Consider the following 16,688-nt stretch of genomic DNA (forward strand, 5'->3'; position numbering starts at 1 on the left):
GACGGGACGACGGGGGACGCGATGACGACGGACGGACGACGTGACCGGGGGACGCGATGACGACGGACGGGACGCGTGACGGGGGCAGCCCGGTCGCGGAGGTCGTGGCGGACGCCTGGCGCGCGGCGCTGCGGGCCGACCACGTGACGGCGGAGGACAACTTCTTCGTGCTCGGTGGCGACTCCCTGGTGGCCGCCCGGATGGCAGCCCGGCTGCGCGCCGCCCTCGACGTGCGGGTGCCGCTGGCCGCCGTCTTCGAGCATCCCACGCTGGGCGAGTTCACCGCCGCGCTGCGCGCCGAGCACGGTCCCGCCGTGGACGAGGCCGCCGCGCTCTACCTCAGCGTGCTGGCCTGCTCGGACGCCGAGGCCGAGACGATGCTCGGGCGTCTCGATGACTGATGTGCTCTCGCCGCGCCAGGCCGCGCTGCTCGCCGCCCTGCGCGCCCGGCGCGCCGCTACCGCCGACGGGGACGCGGCCGTCCCCGGCGCGGACGCGATCATCCCCGGCGGCGGGGCCGCCGGCCGCGTCGCCTCCGCCGGGCAGCGGCAGATGTGGTACCTGGCGCAGGCCGACCCGGGCGACCCGGCGTACCTGGCGCCGGTGGCGTGGCGGCTGCGCGGCCCGCTGGACCTGCCCGCCCTGAGCGCGGCGCTGGACGCGGTGGTCGCCCGGCACGAGCCGCTGCGCACCACGCTGACCGCCGAGGGCGACCAGGTGGTGCCGGTGGTCGCCGAGCCGCCGACCGGACTGCTGGCCGTGCTGGACCTGACCGGGCTGGCCGCGTCCGCGCGGGAGGACGAGCTGGCCGCCCGCCTCGCCGCCGAGGCGGCCACCCCGATCGACCTGGGCGGCGGCCCGGTGCTGCGGGCCCGCCTGCTGCGCCTCGCCGACACCGACCACGTGCTGGTGCTGACCGCGCACCACGCGGCGGTGGACGAGTGGTCGCTGCGGATCGTCGCCGACGAACTCTCCGAGGCGTACGCCGCCCGGCTCGCCGGCCGGTCCGCCGAGCTGCCGGCGCTGCCCGTCACGTACGGCGACTACGCGCGGTGGCAGCGGCGGTGGCTGGCCGGGCCGGAGGCGGAGGCGCAGCGGCGCTGGTGGCGGGAGCGGCTCGCGGGCGCGCCGCCGGTGCTGGAGCTGCCCACCACCGGCCCCCGGCCCGCCGCGCCGTCGCAGGCCGGCGCCACCGCCGCGTTCCCGCTGGGCGTCCCGCCCGAGGCGCTGCGGGCGCTGTGCCTGCGGCTCAACGTCACGCCGTACCTGCTGCTGCTCGCCGCGTTCCAGGTGCTGCTGGCCCGGTGGACCGGCCGGTACGACGTGCCTGTCGGCACCCCGGTGGCCAACCGCGGCCGCCCGGAGACGGAGCCGCTGGTTGGCCTGTTCGTCAACACCGTGGTGATCCGGACCGACCTGGCCGACGACCCGACCTTCGCCACCTGCGTCGCCCGGGTCCGGGCCGAGGTGCTGGCCGCCCGGGAGCGGCAGGAGCTGCCCTTCGGAAGCGTGGTCGAGGCGGTGTGCCCGGCCCGGCACGCCGGGCGCAGCCCGCTGTTCCAGGTGATGTTCGTGCACGCTGACGCGCCCGCGCCGCTGCGGCTGCCCGGGATCGACGCGACCTGCGTCGAGGTGCCGACCCACACCGCGAAGTTCGACCTGACCGTGGCCGTACGCCCCGGCGCGGACGGGCTCGACGCCGTGGTCGAGTACCGCACCGACCTGTTCGACGCGGCGACCGTGGCGCGGCTCGCCGGACACTTCCGGACCCTGCTGGCCGACCTGCTCGCTGATCCCGACGTCCGGATCCGCGACGCCCGGCTGCTCGCCGCCGAGGAACGCCGACGGATGCTGGTGGACTGGAACGACACCGCCACCGCCGCGCCGCCGGACGACCGCGTCCACGCGCTGGTCGGCCGGTGGGCCCGGGAACTGCCCGACGCCCCGGCAGTCGCCGACGACGCGCGCACCCTGAGCTACGGGGAACTCGACGCCCGCGCCGACGCGCTGGCCGCGACGCTGCGCGCCGAGGGGATCGGCGTGGGCGACCTCGTCGGCGTCCTGCTGGAGCGGTCCGCCGCGCTGCCGGTGGCGCTCCTCGCGGTGCTCAAGGCCGGGGCCGCGTACGTGCCGCTGGACCCGACCCACCCGCCGGCCCGGCTCGGGCACCTCCTGGCCGACAGCGGCGCGCCGGTGGTGCTGACCTCCGCGCCGCTGCGGCACCGGCTCCCCGCGGGGCAGGCCCGGCCGGTCGAGGTCGGCCTCGACGCGGCGCCGCCGACCGGGACGGCCCCGGTGTCCGCGCGGACCGGCTCGGACGACCTCGCCTACGTCATGCACACCTCCGGCTCGACGGGCCGCCCGAAGGGCGTGATGGTGACCCACCGGGGCGTGGTGAACTACCTGCGCTGGGCGGGCGCCGCGTACCGGCTGGGGCCGGGCGACGAGGTGCCGGTGCACTCGTCGATCGGCTTCGACCTGACGGTGACCAGCCTGCTGGTGCCGCTGGCCGCCGGCGCGACCGTCCGGCTGCTCCCCGACGACCTCGGGCCGGCGGGGCTCGGCGAGGCGCTGCGCGCACGGCGCACGCCGTACGGGCTGGTCAAGATCACCCCCGCCCAGTTGGAGATCGTCAACCGGCAGGTCGGGGCGACCGGGGCGGCGGGCCGGACCCGGGCGTTCGTCATCGGCGGGGAGAACCTGCGCGCCGACCAGGTGGCGCTGTGGCGGGACCACGCCGCCGGCACCCGGCTCGTCAACGAGTACGGCCCGACCGAGACCGTCGTCGGCTGCGCGGTGCACGAGGTCGGCCCCGACACCGCGCGGGCCGGCTCCGTGCCGATCGGCCGGCCGATCGCCAACACCACCCTGTACGTGCTGGACGACCGGCTCGACCCGGTCCCCGTCGGCGTCACCGGCGAGTTGTACGTCGGCGGCGTGGGCGTGGCCCGCGGCTACCTGAACCGGCCCGGGCTGACCGCCGACCGGTTCCTGCCCGACCCGTTCGCCGCCGAGGGCGGGCGGCGGCTCTACCGCACCGGCGACCTGGCCCGGTGGCGCGCCGACGGCGTCCTGGAGTTCCTGGGCCGCGCCGACGGGCAGGTCAAGCTGCGCGGCCACCGCATCGAGCCCGGCGAGGTGGAGGCGGCGCTGCGCCGGCTCCGGCCGGACAGCGACGTCGCCGTCGTGCTGCGCCGCGACGACCCCGACGACCCCCGGCTGGTCGCCTACCTCACTGGCGACCCGGACCCGGCCGCGCTGCGCGCCGGGCTGCGGGCGGAGCTGCCCGGACACCTGGTGCCGGCCGCGTTCGTGGGCGTCGACGCGCTGCCGCTGACCGGCAACGGCAAGCTCGACCCGGCCGCCCTCCCGCCGCCCCCGGGCGGCAGGCCGGAGCCGGCCGGGCCGGGGGCCGCGCCGGTGGCGCCGCCGGTCGGCGACGTCGCCGCGGCCGAGCGGCTCGTCGCCGAGGTGTGGCGGGAGGTGCTCGGCGTCGACCGGGTCGGCGTCCGGGACAACTTCTTCGACCTGGGCGGGCACTCGCTGCGGCTGCTGGCCGTGCACCGGCTGCTGGTCGAGCAGCTCGGTCCGGTGCTCACCGTGACCGACCTGTTCCGCCACACCACCGTCGCCGCGCTGGCCGGGTTCCTTGCCGGCGTCGCCGCGCCGCCGGCGGTCCCGGCGCCGCGTGCGGCCCCGGCCGCCACGCGTACGGGGGTACCCGGGGACGCGATCGCGGTGGTCGGGATGGCTCTCCGGTTCCCCGGCGCCCGCACCCCCGAGGAGTTCTGGCGGCTGGTCCGCGACGGCGTGGAGGCCGTCCGGGAGTTCCGCACCGAGGAACTGCTCGCCGACGGGGCCGACCCGACGCTGATCGGCGACCCGGCGTACGTGCGGCGGGGCACCGAGCTGCCCGACGTGGACCGCTTCGACGCCGAGTTCTTCGGCTTCACGCCGCGCGAGGCACAGGTGCTCGACCCGCAGCACCGGCTGCTGCTGGAGTGCGCCTGGGAGGCCCTCGAACGCGCCGGCCACGACCCGGAGGCGTACGCGGGGCAGATCGGGCTCTTCGCCGGCTCCGGCCGGGCCGACTACCTGTCGGAGCACCTGCGCGACGCGCCGGAGGAGATCCGGGCGCTCGGGGAGTACCAGCTCGCGCTGAGCAACGACAAGGACTTCCTGGCGACCCGGGCGTCGTACAAGCTGAACCTGACCGGGCCGAGCGTCAGCGTCGGCACCGCCTGCTCCACCTCCCTGGTCGCGGTGCACCTGGCCCGGCAGAGCCTGCTCGCCGGCGAGTGCGACCTGGCGCTGGCCGGCGGGGTGAGCGTCTTCCCCGCCCAGCGGCAGGGATACCTGCACCACGACGGCGGGATCTTCTCCCCGGACGGGCACTGCCGCCCGTTCGACGCCGACGCCCGCGGCACCATCGCCTCCAGCGGGGTCGGCATCGTGGTGCTGCGCCGGCTCGCCGACGCCCTCGCCGACGGCGACCTGGTGCACGCGGTGATCCGCGGCTCGGCGGTGAACAACGACGGCGCCCGCCGGGCCGGCTACTCGGCCCCCGGCGTCGCCGGCCAGGCCGAGGTGGTCAGCCGGGCCCTCACCGTGGCCGGGGTGGACCCCCGCACGGTCGGCTACGTCGAGGCGCACGGCACCGGCACCAGCCTCGGCGACCCGATCGAGGTCGCCGCACTCACCGAGGCGTTCCGCCGCGGCACCGCCGACACCGGGTTCTGCGCGCTCGGCTCGGTCAAGGCCGCCATCGGGCACACCGACGCCGCGGCCGGGGTGGCCGGCCTTATCAAGACTGTGCTGGCGCTGCGGCACCGCACCCTGCCGCCGGTGGTCAACCTGCGCCGGCCCAACCCCGCCATCGACTTCGCCGCCAGCCCGTTCCACCTGCCGACCCGGGCCCGGCCGTGGCCGGGCGACTCCGGGCCGCGCCGGGCCGGGGTGAGTTCCTTCGGGATGGGCGGCACGAACGCCCACGTCGTGCTGGAGGAAGCCCCGCCGGCCGCCGCCGCGCCGCCGGTCGTCGCGCCGCCCGCCGGCCCGCACCTGCTGGTGCTCTCCGCGCGTACGCCCGCCGCGCTGGACCAGGCCACCGACGCGCTGCGCGCGCACCTCGACGCGTACCCCGCGCTGCCGCTGGCGGACGTGGCCGCGGGCCTGGGCCGGCGGCGGCAGATGGCGCACCGGCGGGCCGTCGTCTGCGCCGACCGGGCCGACGCCCTCGACGCGCTTGGCGACCCGGCGCGGCTGCTCACCGCCGCGACCGACGGCGACGCCGGCCTGGCCTTCGTCTTCCCGGGCCACGGCGCGCAGCACGTCGGCATGGGCGCCGGCCTGTACCGGGCCGAGCCCGCCTACCGGGCGGTCGTGGACCACTGCGCGGAACTGCTGCGTGAGCCGCTCGGGGTGGACCTGCGGACGGTGCTCGACCCCGCGCCCGCCGACCGGGCCGAGGCGGAGCGCCTGCTCGCCGAGCCCCGGATCAACCAGCCGGCGCTCTTCGTCACCGAGTACGCGCTGGCCCGGCTGCTGGTCGAGCGGGGCCTGCGCCCCGAGGCGGTGGCCGGGCACAGCCTCGGCGAGTACGTCGCCGCGTGCCTGGCCGGCGTGTTCTCCCTCGCGGACGCGCTGCGGCTGGTGTGCGCCCGCAGCCGCCTCGCCCAGGGCACCGAGCCGGGCGCGATGCTCGCCGTCGCCCTGCCGGAGTCCGAGGTCGGCGCGCTGCTCGGCGACGACCTGGCGCTCGCCGCGGTCAACGCGCCCGGCCTGTGCGTGGTGTCCGGCCGGCCCGACACCGTCGCCGCCCTGCGCCGGCGGCTCGACCGCGACGGGGTCGAGACCCGCCCGCTGCACGCCGACCGGGCCTTCCACTCCGCGCTGCTCGACCCGGTGCTCGACGACTTCCGCACCGAGGCGCGGCAGGTCGGTTACGCCGAGCCGACGACGACGTTCCTGTCGAACGTCACCGGCGCCGCCGTGGGGCCCGGGGAGGTCACCGACCCGGAGTACTGGGTGCGGCACCTGCGCGGCACGGTCCGCTTCGCCGACTGCGCCGCGCTGCTGGCCGGGCGGGGCCTGGTCGTCGCCGAGGTCGGCCCCGGGCACACCCTCGGCGGGCTGCTGCGCCAGGGCGGCGCGCGGCCCGAGCGCGTGGTGCAGGTCATGCGCCACGTCCGCGCCGACGCCGACGACCACCGCGTGGCGCTCGACGCCGTGGGCCGGCTCTGGCTCGCCGGCGTACGCGTCGACTGGTCCGCCTTCCACCCCGGGCCGCACCGCCGGGTGGAACTGCCCACCTACCCGTTCGAGCGGCAGCGGCACTGGGTCGACCGCGGCGTCCCCGCCCCGCGCCCTGCCCCGCCGCCCGGCGCGGAACCCGCCGTGCCGCCGTCCGGGGCGGATTCCGTCGTGCGACCCGGGGTGGAGCCCGCGTCGTCGTCCGGCTCGGCGGCTGCGTCCCCTGGGGACGGCGGCGGCGTCCCGTCCGGCGTGGACTCGCCGGAGCGGGGCAACCGGCCGGCACTGACCACCGCCTACCTCGCCCCCCGCACCGGGGCGGAGCGGGCGGTGGCGGAGATCTGGTCCGAGCTGCTCGGCGTCGCGCCGGTCGGCGCGCACGACGACTTCTTCGCCCTCGGCGGCCACTCGCTGCTCGCCACCCAGGTCGTCGCCCGGGTGCGCGCCCGGCTCGGGGTGGCGCTGCCGATCGAGGCGGTGTTCGCCCGGCCCACCGTCGCCGGGGTCGCCGCCGCCCTGCCGGCCGCGCCGGAGCCGGCGGTGCCGCCGATCCCGCGCGCCATCGACCCCGGGCCCGCCCCGGTCTCCTCCGGGCAGCGCCGGCTGTGGTTCCTGGAGCAGGTGCACGACCAGGTCGCGTACGCGGTGCTCACCGCCCTGCGGCTGCACGGCGACCTGCGGGTCGACGTGCTCGCCGCCGCGCTGACCGAGGTGGTGCGTCGGCACGAGGTGCTGCGCACCGTGGTCCGGCCGGGCCCCGACGGCGGGGACCCGGTGCAGGTGGTGCTGCCCGCCGCACCGGTCGACCTGCCGGTGGTCGACCTGGCCGCCGAGGGCGCCGACGACGCGGACCTCGCCGAGCGGGAGCGCGTGGCGCTGGTCGCCGAGGCCCGCCGGCCGTACGACCTGGAACGGGGGCCGCTGTTCCGGCCCGTCCTGTTCCGCTCCGGGCCGGGCCGGCACGTGCTCTGCCTCGCGATGCACCACATCGTCTCCGACGGCTGGTCGCTCGGGGTGATCCGGGCCGACCTGGGCGCCCTCTACGACGCCCTCGCCGCCGACCTGCCCTCACCCCTGCCCGACCTGCCGGTCCAGTACGCCGACTACGCCCGCTGGCAGCGGGAGCGGGCCGCCGCCGACTCCGCCGACCTGGCGTACTGGACCGAGCGGCTGGCCGGCGCGACGGGCGCCCTGGAACTGCCCACCGACCGGCCCCGGCCGCCGGTGCAGACCTTCGACGGGGCGGTGGCCCGACTGACCCTGCCGCCGGCGCTGACCGAGCGGGTCCGCGACCTTGGCCAGCGGCACGGCGCCACCCTCTACATGACGGTGCTCGCCGCCGTGCAGGCGCTGCTGTTCCGCTACACCGGGCAGCGCGACATCTGCGTCGGCTCCCCGGTCGCCGGCCGGGTCCGCGCCGAGTTGGAGCCGATGGTCGGCTTCTTCCTCAACAGCATCGTGCTGCGCACCACCCTGGACGGCGACTGGAGCGTCGCCCGGCTGCTCGACGAGACCCGCCGCACCGCCCTGGCCGCGTACGACCACCAGGAGACGCCCTTCGAGCGGGTCGTCAACGCCCTCGACGTGCCCCGGGACCTCAGCCGCAACGCCCTGTTCCAGGTGATGGTGAACCTGCTCAACCTGCCCGAGCAGGACCTGGCGATGACGGGCCTGCGGGTGGAGCAGCTCACCGTCGAACCCGGCACCGCCCAGGTCGACCTCGCCCTGTACGCGTACGACCGGCCGGACGGGCTGCTCTGCTGCCTGGAGTACAACACCGCGCTGTTCGACCCGGGCACCGCCGAGCGGATGCTGGCCCACCTGGAGACGCTGCTGACCGCGTTCGTGGCGGACCCGGACGGCCGGCTCGCCGACGTGGAGATCCTGACCCCCGCCGAGCGGCACCGGCAACTGGGCGAGTGGAACGCCACGGCCGCGCCGGTCCCGGCGGTCGGGCTGGCCCGGCTGGTCGAGGAGCAGGTGGCCCGCACCCCGGACCGCCCCGCGGTCACCTTCGCGGGCCGCACCCTCAGCTACGCCGAGCTGAACGTGCGCGCCAACCGGCTGGCCCGCCGGCTGCGCCGGGTCGGCGTCGGACCGGACGTGACGGTCGCCGTGTCGATGGAACGCTCCGCCGACCTGCTGGTGGCGCTGCTCGGCGTGCTCAAGTCCGGTGGCGCGTACGTCCCGCTGGACCCGTCGTACCCGCTGGACCGGCAGCGCTGGGTGCTGGACCACAGCCGCGCGGCGGTGCTGGTCACCGAGCCGGGGCTGGCCGACCGGTTCGCGGACTTCGCCGGCCCGGTGCTGCGCGTCGACGACCCGTCCCTGGCCGTCGAGTGCGCCGCCGACCCCGCTCCGGTCACCACGCCCGCGCACCTGGCGTACGTGCTCTACACCTCCGGCTCCACCGGCCGGCCCAAGGGCGTGCGGGTCAGCCACGCCTCGGTGGTCAACCTGCTCACCGCGATGCGGCACGCGCCGGGCCTGACCGCCGACGACACCCTGGTCGCGCTGACCACCTTCGCCTTCGACATCTCCGTGCTGGAGCTGTTCCTGCCGCTGGTGGTCGGCGCCCGGGTGGTGGTCGCCGGCCGGGACGTCGGCTACGACGCCGCCGGGCTGGCCGCGCTGCTGCGCGCCGAGGGGGCCACCGTCGTGCAGGCCACCCCGGCCACCTGGCGGCTGCTGATCGCCTCCGGCTGGACCGGGATGCCGGGGCTGAGGGCGCTCTGCGGCGGCGAGGCGCTGCCCCCGCCGCTGGCCCGCGACCTGGCCGCCCGGGTCGGCGAGCTGTGGAACATGTACGGGCCGACGGAGGCCACCATCTGGGCTACCACGGCCCGGATCGCGCCGGACGCGCCCGAGGTCACCATCGGCCGGCCGATCGCCAACCTGCGGGCGTACGTGCTCGACGAGGCGCTGCGGCCGGTGCCCGTCGGGGTGGTCGGGGAGCTCTGGCTCGGCGGCGCCGGGGTGGCCCGCGACTACCTCGACCAGCCGGGCCTGACCGCCGACCGGTTCCGCCCCGACCCGTACGCCGACCGGCCGGGCGCCCGGCTCTACCGCACCGGCGACCTCGCCCGGTGGCGTCCCGACGGCACGATCGAGTGCCTCGGCCGCAACGACTCCCAGGTGAAGGTGCGCGGCCACCGCATCGAGCTGGGCGAGATCGAGGCGGCGCTGCAACGGCACCCGGCGGTGCGGGAGTCGGCCGTCGTGGTGCGTGACATCGACGGCGAGCCGGCCCTGGTCGCGTACCTCGCGCCGCGCCCCGAGCCGCCGGACGAGGGGGCCGGCCGGTGGCGGGCGTTCCTGCGCGACTGGCTGCCCGACTACATGGTCCCGACGACGTACGTGCCGCTCGACGCCCTGCCGCTGACCGACAACGGCAAGGTCGACCGCCGGGCCCTGCCGGCGCCCGAGCGCGGCGGGCCGCGCGGTGACGTCGGCGCGGCGCCGGCCACCCCGCTGCAGGCCGCCCTCGCCGAGCGCTGGGCGCAGGTGCTCGGCTACGACCGGGTCGGCATCGACGACGACTTCTTCGACCTCGGCGGGGACTCGTTCACGGCGATCCGGGCGCTCAGCGGCATCGAGCCGCCGATCAGCGTGCTGGACCTGTTCCGCCACCCGACGATCCGCGGCCTGACCGGGCACGCCGATGCCGCGGCGGGCGAGCCCGGCCGGCTGCTGCACGAGCTGACCCCGCCCCGGACGGCCGCGCCGGCGGTGACGGTGCTCTGCGTACCGTTCGCCGGGGCCGGCGCGGTGACCTACCAGTCCCTGGCCGCCGCGATGCCCGCGCACGTCGCGCTCTACGCGCTGCAACGCCCCGGGCACGACCTCAACCGCCCCGACGAGCCGGCCCTGGGCATGGCCGAGCTGGTCGAGCGGTGCGTGGCCGAGGTGACCGCCGGCATCTCCGGTCCGGTGCTGGTATACGGCCACTGCATGGGCGGCGCCACCGCCGTCGAGCTGGGCCGGCGGCTGGAGGCGGCCGGAGTCGACGTGCGCCGGGTGGTCGTCGGCGGGCACTTCCCGGCACCCCGGCTGCCGGGCCGGTTCGCCCGCTGGTTCCGCCGCGCCTTCCCGATGGAGCGCTGGACCTCGAAGCGGCACGCGCTGGACTTCCTGCGGGCCATGGGCTTCTTCACCGACGTGCTCGACGAACGGGAGAAGGACTTCCTGATGGGGATCTTCCTGGCCGACACCCGGGTCGGCGAGGACTACTACACCGACGTCTACGCCCAGGGGCTGCCCCGGCGGCTGGCCGCCCCGATCGTCTGCGTGGTGGGCACCGGCGACCGCGCCACCGAGCTGTACGAGGAGCGCTACCTGGAGTGGGCGTACTTCTCCGACTCGGTCTGCCTGCGCACCATCGAGGGCGCGGGCCACTACTTCCAGAAGCACCAGGCCACGGAGCTGGCCGACATCATCCTGGCCGACCCGGCGGAGGCGGCAGTCGTCGCCGAGCCGGCCGACGCCGAGCCGGCCATTGTCGGGCCGGCCGTCGGGGAGGGGGTCTCCGGCGAGGTGGCGGCCCCGGCCGAGCCGTCCCGGGCGACGGGCGGTGCGCCGCCGCCCCGAACGGCCGGCCCGGTGGCCGGGACCGGGTCGTCCGCCGCGCCGCCCGGCCGGCGCGTGCCCCGGACGGGCGCCCCCGCGCCGGTTCCGCCGGCCCGCTCCGGGCTGACCACGTTCTTCCTGGTCGCGTTCGGGCAGCTCGTGTCGCTGGTCGGCACGGGGCTGACCGGGTTCGCCCTGTCGCTGTGGGTCTACCAGCGCACCGGCTCGATCTCCTGGTTCGCGCTGGCGTCGGTGCTGGCGCTGCTGCCGGCGGTGGTCCTCTCACCGATCGCCGGCGCGCTGGCCGACCGCTGGGACCGCCGGCTGATCATGGTCTGCGCCGACTCCTTCGCCGCCTGCGGCACGGTGGTCCTGGCGGTGCTGCTCTGGACCGGCCGGGCGCAGCTCTGGCACGTCTTCGCCGTGCTCACGGCCAGCGCGCTGGCCACCGCGTTCCAGCAACCGGCGTACCTCGCGGCGGTGACCCAGCTCGTGCCCAAGCGGTACTACGGCCGGGCCAACGGCCTCATCTCGCTGGGCACCGCGACCAGCACCGTGCTCGCCCCGCTGGTCGGCGGCGCGCTCGTGGTCGCGATCGGCCTTCGCGGCATCGTCCTGATCGACCTGGTCAGCTTCGCCGTCGCGGTCGGCATCACCCTCGCCGTACGCTTCCCCGACACCCTGTTCAAGAAGCGGGAGGAGTCGTTCGGACAGGAGGTCCTCGGGGGCTGGCGGTTCATCGCCCGCCGGCACGGCCTGCTCGCGATGATCGTGCTGACCGCGCTGCTCAACTACTTCTTCGCCGTCGTCGAGGTGCTGGCCACCCCGCTGACCCTCTCCTTCGGCGACCCCTCCGTGCTCGGCGTGGTGCTCGCCGCCAGCGGCGCCGGGCTGCTGCTGGGCAGCATCCTGATGGGCGTGTGGGGCGGCACGGCGCGGCGGACCACCGGCATCCTGACCGGCGTGGTGCTGCTCGGTGTCGCGATGCTGATGGTCGGGCTGCGTCCGGACCCGGTCTTCCCGGCGGTGGGCCTGTTCGGGCTGGGGCTCGCCTCGGCGCTGGTCAACACGCACTGGCTGGCCATCGTGCAGGCCAAGGTGGGGCTGGAGCTGCAGGGCCGGGTGCTCGCCACCACGCTGATGCTCTCCTGGCTGATGGTGCCCGCCGGGTTCCTCACCGCCGCCCCGCTCGCCGAGGGGGTCTTCGAGCCGCTGATGGCTACCGGCGACGGCATCGCCCGGTCGCTCGGCGCGGTGATCGGGCACGGGCCCGGCCGGGGGATCGCGCTCACCGCCATCGTCGCCGGGCTGTGCACCCTGGCGCTCGCCGCCGCCGGGTGGGCGTACCGGCCGATCCGGCGGCTGGAGGACGAGCTGCCGGACGCCGACCCGGGCACGGTGATCGTCAGCGACAAGGACCGCATCCAGGAACTCGCCGACCGGCGGCTGGCCGAGCTGACCGGCGCCCGCTGACTGGTGACGAGATGACGGTGCGCGGCGGTGGGCTCGCTCACCGGCCGGTCACCGCGCGGCCGAATCGTTCGGCGACGTCCTGGATCAGCAGGTTCGACGGGGTGCGGAAGTCGTCGAAGCGACCGTCGATCGACCGGTCGAGCAGCGGCTTGTGCCGCTCGGACGGTACGCCCGCCAAGCCGAGGAACCAGCCGAGCACCTGCCGGCAGTGCCACTCCCAGGGGCCGTCGGCACAGGTCCGGTCGACCACGACGGTGACCAGGTGCGCCACCGCCCGTTCCCAGGCGGACGGGTCGGCGCGGTCGGCGGCGATCAGCGGCAGGAACCGGTCGAAGCGCTCGGCCAGCTCCTCCAGCCACCCCCGCCACCCCCGCCACTCGACCAACGCCTCGGTGACCACGCCGAGCGTCTGCTCGGGGTCACCCATGCTGTCGGCGGGGCAGCACCAGGCGTGGACGGGGCCGCCGCCGAAGTCCGCCTCGCCGACACCCCACCGCCAGCCCGACGCCCAGTGCCCGTAGTGGCCGACGATCGCGAAGCTCATCTCGTCGGCCCACCGCATGCCCTGCCGCTGCCCCCATTCGTGCACCTCGGGTCGGCCCGACCGGCCGGGTGGCCGGGTGGGGACAGCGGCGGCCGGCGGCAGCGACCGGACGACGGCGGGGGCGGAGACCGGATCGAACGGCTGCCGGGACGGGGCCACCTCCGCCCAGGTCAGGTGCCAGGGCACGATCTTCGGGTCATAGCTGGGGAGGTAGGGCTCGGCGTCTGGCGCGTCGGGCAACGAGGCGTCCTCCGGTGGCTCGCGGTCTGATCCGCCCACCCTAGTGTCCAGCCGCGGTGCCGCCGTCAATGAGTCTTCGCCTCTTCGAACATGCAGGCAGGAGGCTCTGGCGTGGCGCTCGCTCGGGATACCCACGCTGATCACGGGCGGGAGTCTGCGGTCTTGATCATCCGTCATGTCATCGGTCGCGGCTGTTACATCTGGGTCATTGAACCCAACCCGGCCAGCCGGGTTGTTAATGTCAAACAGCCGCTCGCGGCGGCACGGCCCGAAGGGCGCATCAGCCCCCAGCGTCATCTCCCGGTGCGGTACGCCCTCGCGGCCCACGGCCGGCGACGGCGTCCGCGAGGGTCGCAGCCAGGTCTCCGTTGTCTGTAGTGTGCGGAAATGGCAAGAAGCGAGCGGCTCGCGGAGCAGCTGGACCGGCACTGGCGCAAGAACCTGCGGCCGCGGCTGGACGGTCTTACCGATGAGGAGTACCTCTGGGAGCCGGTGCGCGGTTGCTGGAGCATCCGCCCACGTGGCACGTCGGCCGCACCGATGTCGGCAGGTTCGGGGGAGTGGACGGTGGACTCCGCGTCTCCTGACCCGGTGCCGGCGCCGGTGACCACGATTGCCTGGCGGCTGGCACACGTCATCGTCTCGTGCCTGGGCTATCGGGTCGGATGGCACTTCGGCGGCCAGGACGTCGACTTCCAGACATTCGCCTACGCGGGGACCGCTGACGAGGCGCTAAAACAGCTCGATGAGATGTATGGGAGATGGAACGCGGGGGTCCGCGAACTCTCGGACGCTGAACTGGAGAATCCGCCCACGGTGGGTCCCGAGCGGTTTCCCATGGAGGGCATCGTCCTGCACGTCAACAGGGAGCTGATCCATCACGGCGCCGAGATTTCCCTGCTGCGCGACCTCTACCGCTGGCAGGACGGAGCCGTACCGCGCCGAATATGACTTTTCGGTAACCGGTGTTCGAGCTTCGGAAACTTACGTGGACTCCGTGACGCTCCGTGGCTGCTGCCGCCGAGGCCTCACGATCCTTAACCGCCGTTTTGCGCAGGTAGAAGGCCCTGGCATGAGCATCCCGGGCGAGCGCCATGCCAGGGCCTTCTACCTGCATCGCCCTGACCGATGTCAAGGGGCGGCTGTTGTGGACCTCTCACTGCCCGGCCCGCCCGCGGCTCGGAGATCACCGCGTGCCGTCACGACGACCTGGTCGGCCGGCTGCGCGAGGCGGGTCTCGCGGCGATCGCCGACATCGGCTTCGTCGGCCTGGACGACGAAGCGGGCGACCCGGCGGTCATCACCGGCTACAAGAAGCCGAAGGGCAAGAAGCGCCCGTCCGCGAAAAAGCTGGTCAACCAGCTGATCGCGGCGGAACGGGCGGTGTGTGAGCACGCCTTCGCGCACCTGAAGAACTGGCGGGTGCTGACCAAGCTCCGCCTCGACGTGAAGTGGGCCACCCGGCTGGTGCGGGCGCTGATGATCCTCACCCAGCACGAGATCGCCCGCTGACCGACGATCTTCACGCCAGACAGACCCCGACGACCAGCACGAGCACGACGTCACCCGTCCACGCCACCCCCGTGACCTGCACGTTCAGGATGAACACAACTCAATGCCCGCCCTCATCTGGAGGCGCCCGCCCGGATCCGCGAGAGGTGCCGGGCTGGTACGACGCGCACGGCGCCGGGTGGTGCGCCGGCCGGCCGGATCGGTCAGGATGACCTGGGCGAGGGCACCGCCGGGCCGAGCCGCGGCCGGCGGCGCGACCGCCGCCGGAAGGAGACCTGTGTCGTCCACTCTGCTCTCCCGTCGCGACCTGCGGTTCCTGCTGCACGACTGGCTGGAGGTGACCCGGCTGACCGAGCGGCCCCGCTATGCGGAGCACTCCCGGGAGACCTTCGACGCCGTGCTGGACCTCGCCGAGCGGGTGGCCACCGAGCGGTTCGCCCCGCACAACCGGGCCGCCGACCTCACCGAGCCCACCTTCGACGGTCGGCGGGTGCACATCATCCCGCAGGTCAAGCAGGCCCTCGACGTCTTCGCCGAGACCGGCCTGCTGGCCGCCGGCATGGACGCCTCGATCGGCGGGATGCAGTTGCCGCACGTCGTGCAGGCCGCCTGCTTCGCCTGGTTCCAGGCCGCCAACATCGGCACCTCGGCCTACCCGTTCCTGACCCTCGGCAACGCCAACCTGCTGCTGGCGCACGGCAGCGCGGAGCAGATCGACACCTGGGTCCGGCCGATGGTGCAGGGCCGCTTCTTCGGCACCATGTGCCTGTCCGAGCCGCAGGCCGGCAGCTCGCTGGCCGACATCACCACCCGGGCGGAGCCGCAGGACGACGGGACGTACCGGCTGCACGGCACCAAGATGTGGATCTCCGGCGGCGACCACGAACTGTCGGAGAACATCGTCCACCTGGTGCTCGCCCGGATCCCCGGCGGCCCGCCCGGAGTGAAGGGCATCTCGCTGTTCATCGTCCCGAAGGTGCTGCTCGACGCCGACGGCGCCCCCGACGCGCGCAACGACGTGGTGCTGGTCGGCCTCAACCACAAGATGGGCTACCGGGGCACCACCAACACGGTGCTGAACTTCGGCGAGGGCGTGCACCGGCCGGGCGGGCGCCCCGGCGCGGTCGGCTACCTGGTCGGCGAGCCGCACCAGGGCCTGCCGCAGATGTTCCACCTGATGAACGAGGCCCGGATCGGGGTGGGCGCGGGCGCCACCGCCCTCGGCTACACCGGCTACCTGAAGTCGCTCGCGTACGCCCGCCAGCGGCCGCAGGGCCGCCCGGCCGCCGACAAGGACCCCACCGCGCCGCAGGTGCCGATCGTCGCCCACCCCGACGTGCGGCGGATGCTGCTGGCGCAGAAGAGCTACGTGGAGGGCGCGCTGGCGCTCGTCCTCTACTGCGGACGGCTGCTCGACGAGGAGAAGACCGCGCCGGAGGCGGCGGACCGGGAACGCGCGCGCCTGCTGCTGGACGTGCTCACCCCGATCGCGAAGAGCTGGCCGTCGCAGTGGTGCCTGGCCGCCAACGACCTGGCCATCCAGGTGCACGGGGGCTACGGCTACACCCGCGACTACGACGTCGAACAGCACTGGCGCGACAACCGGCTCAACCCGATCCACGAGGGCACCCACGGCATCCAGGCGCTGGACCTGCTGGGCCGCAAGGTGACCATGCGCGGTGGGGACGGGCTCGCGCTGCTGGTCGAGACGGTCCGCGTCACGGTCGCCCGGGCGTGGAAGACCGAGGGCGAGGCCGCCGAGCTGGCCGGCCCGCTCGGCGCGGCCCTGGACCGGGTCACCCTGGTCACCCGGCGGCTGTGGAGCACCGGTGACCCGGCGGTGGCGCTGGCCAACGCGAGCGTCTACCTGGAGGCGGTCGGCCACGTGGTGATCGCCTGGATGTGGCTGGAGCAGTTGCTCGTCGTCGAGGCGGCCGGCGGCCCGGGCGACGGGCCGGACGCCGACCTGCACGCCGGTAAGCGGCAGGCCGCCCGGTACTTCTTCCGCTTCGAGCTGCCCCGCACCGGGCCTCAGTTCGACCTGCTGGAGAGTCTCGACCGGACCACGCTGGAGATGCGCGACGACTGGTTCTGACCGCCC

The 16,688-nt window shown here is 75.4% G+C and carries 6 protein-coding genes; 5 read left to right on the forward strand and 1 reads right to left on the reverse strand.

Annotated elements, in window-relative coordinates; genetic code table 11:
• Positions 1-56 precede the first annotated feature (56 nt).
• Both ACGF5G_RS27380 and ACGF5G_RS27385 read left to right on the forward strand, forming a co-directional pair.
• Positions 57-401, forward strand: coding sequence for a phosphopantetheine-binding protein (locus ACGF5G_RS27380; RefSeq protein ID WP_393267839.1), 345 nt, complete (start codon positions 57-59; stop codon positions 399-401).
• Positions 394-12,291 (forward strand): amino acid adenylation domain-containing protein, encoded by an 11,898-nt coding sequence (locus ACGF5G_RS27385; protein ID WP_393267842.1) that lies wholly within the window; start codon positions 394-396, stop codon positions 12,289-12,291. Before ACGF5G_RS27380 ends, ACGF5G_RS27385 begins: the two co-directional genes overlap by 8 nt.
• Positions 12,292-12,328: 37 nt before the next feature.
• Here ACGF5G_RS27385 and ACGF5G_RS27390 read toward each other — a convergent pair whose 3' ends face one another.
• The gene (locus ACGF5G_RS27390; RefSeq protein ID WP_393267844.1) at positions 12,329-13,075 is read right to left on the reverse strand and encodes a hypothetical protein; all 747 of its coding nucleotides are present in this window, start codon (positions 13,073-13,075) and stop codon (positions 12,329-12,331) included.
• A 387-nt stretch (positions 13,076-13,462) separates the two neighbouring features.
• Here ACGF5G_RS27390 and ACGF5G_RS27395 point away from each other — a divergent pair, with 387 nt between their 5' ends.
• The 3 genes from ACGF5G_RS27395 to ACGF5G_RS27405 all read left to right on the forward strand — a co-directional run bounded on the left by ACGF5G_RS27395 (position 13,463) and on the right by ACGF5G_RS27405 (position 16,682).
• The gene (locus tag ACGF5G_RS27395; protein WP_393267847.1) at positions 13,463-14,026 is read left to right on the forward strand and encodes a DinB family protein; all 564 of its coding nucleotides are present in this window, start codon (positions 13,463-13,465) and stop codon (positions 14,024-14,026) included.
• Between the two features lie 177 nt (positions 14,027-14,203).
• On the forward strand, positions 14,204-14,587 hold the full coding sequence (locus ACGF5G_RS27400; RefSeq protein ID WP_393267849.1) for a transposase family protein: 384 nt from the start codon (positions 14,204-14,206) through the stop codon (positions 14,585-14,587).
• Between the two features lie 277 nt (positions 14,588-14,864).
• On the forward strand, positions 14,865-16,682 hold the full coding sequence (locus ACGF5G_RS27405) for an acyl-CoA dehydrogenase (protein ID WP_393267852.1): 1,818 nt from the start codon (positions 14,865-14,867) through the stop codon (positions 16,680-16,682).
• The last annotated feature ends 6 nt before the right edge of the window (positions 16,683-16,688 follow it).

The sequence above is a fragment of the Micromonospora sp. NPDC047730 genome (assembly GCF_043204765.1).
Taxonomy (GTDB): domain Bacteria; phylum Actinomycetota; class Actinomycetes; order Mycobacteriales; family Micromonosporaceae; genus Micromonospora.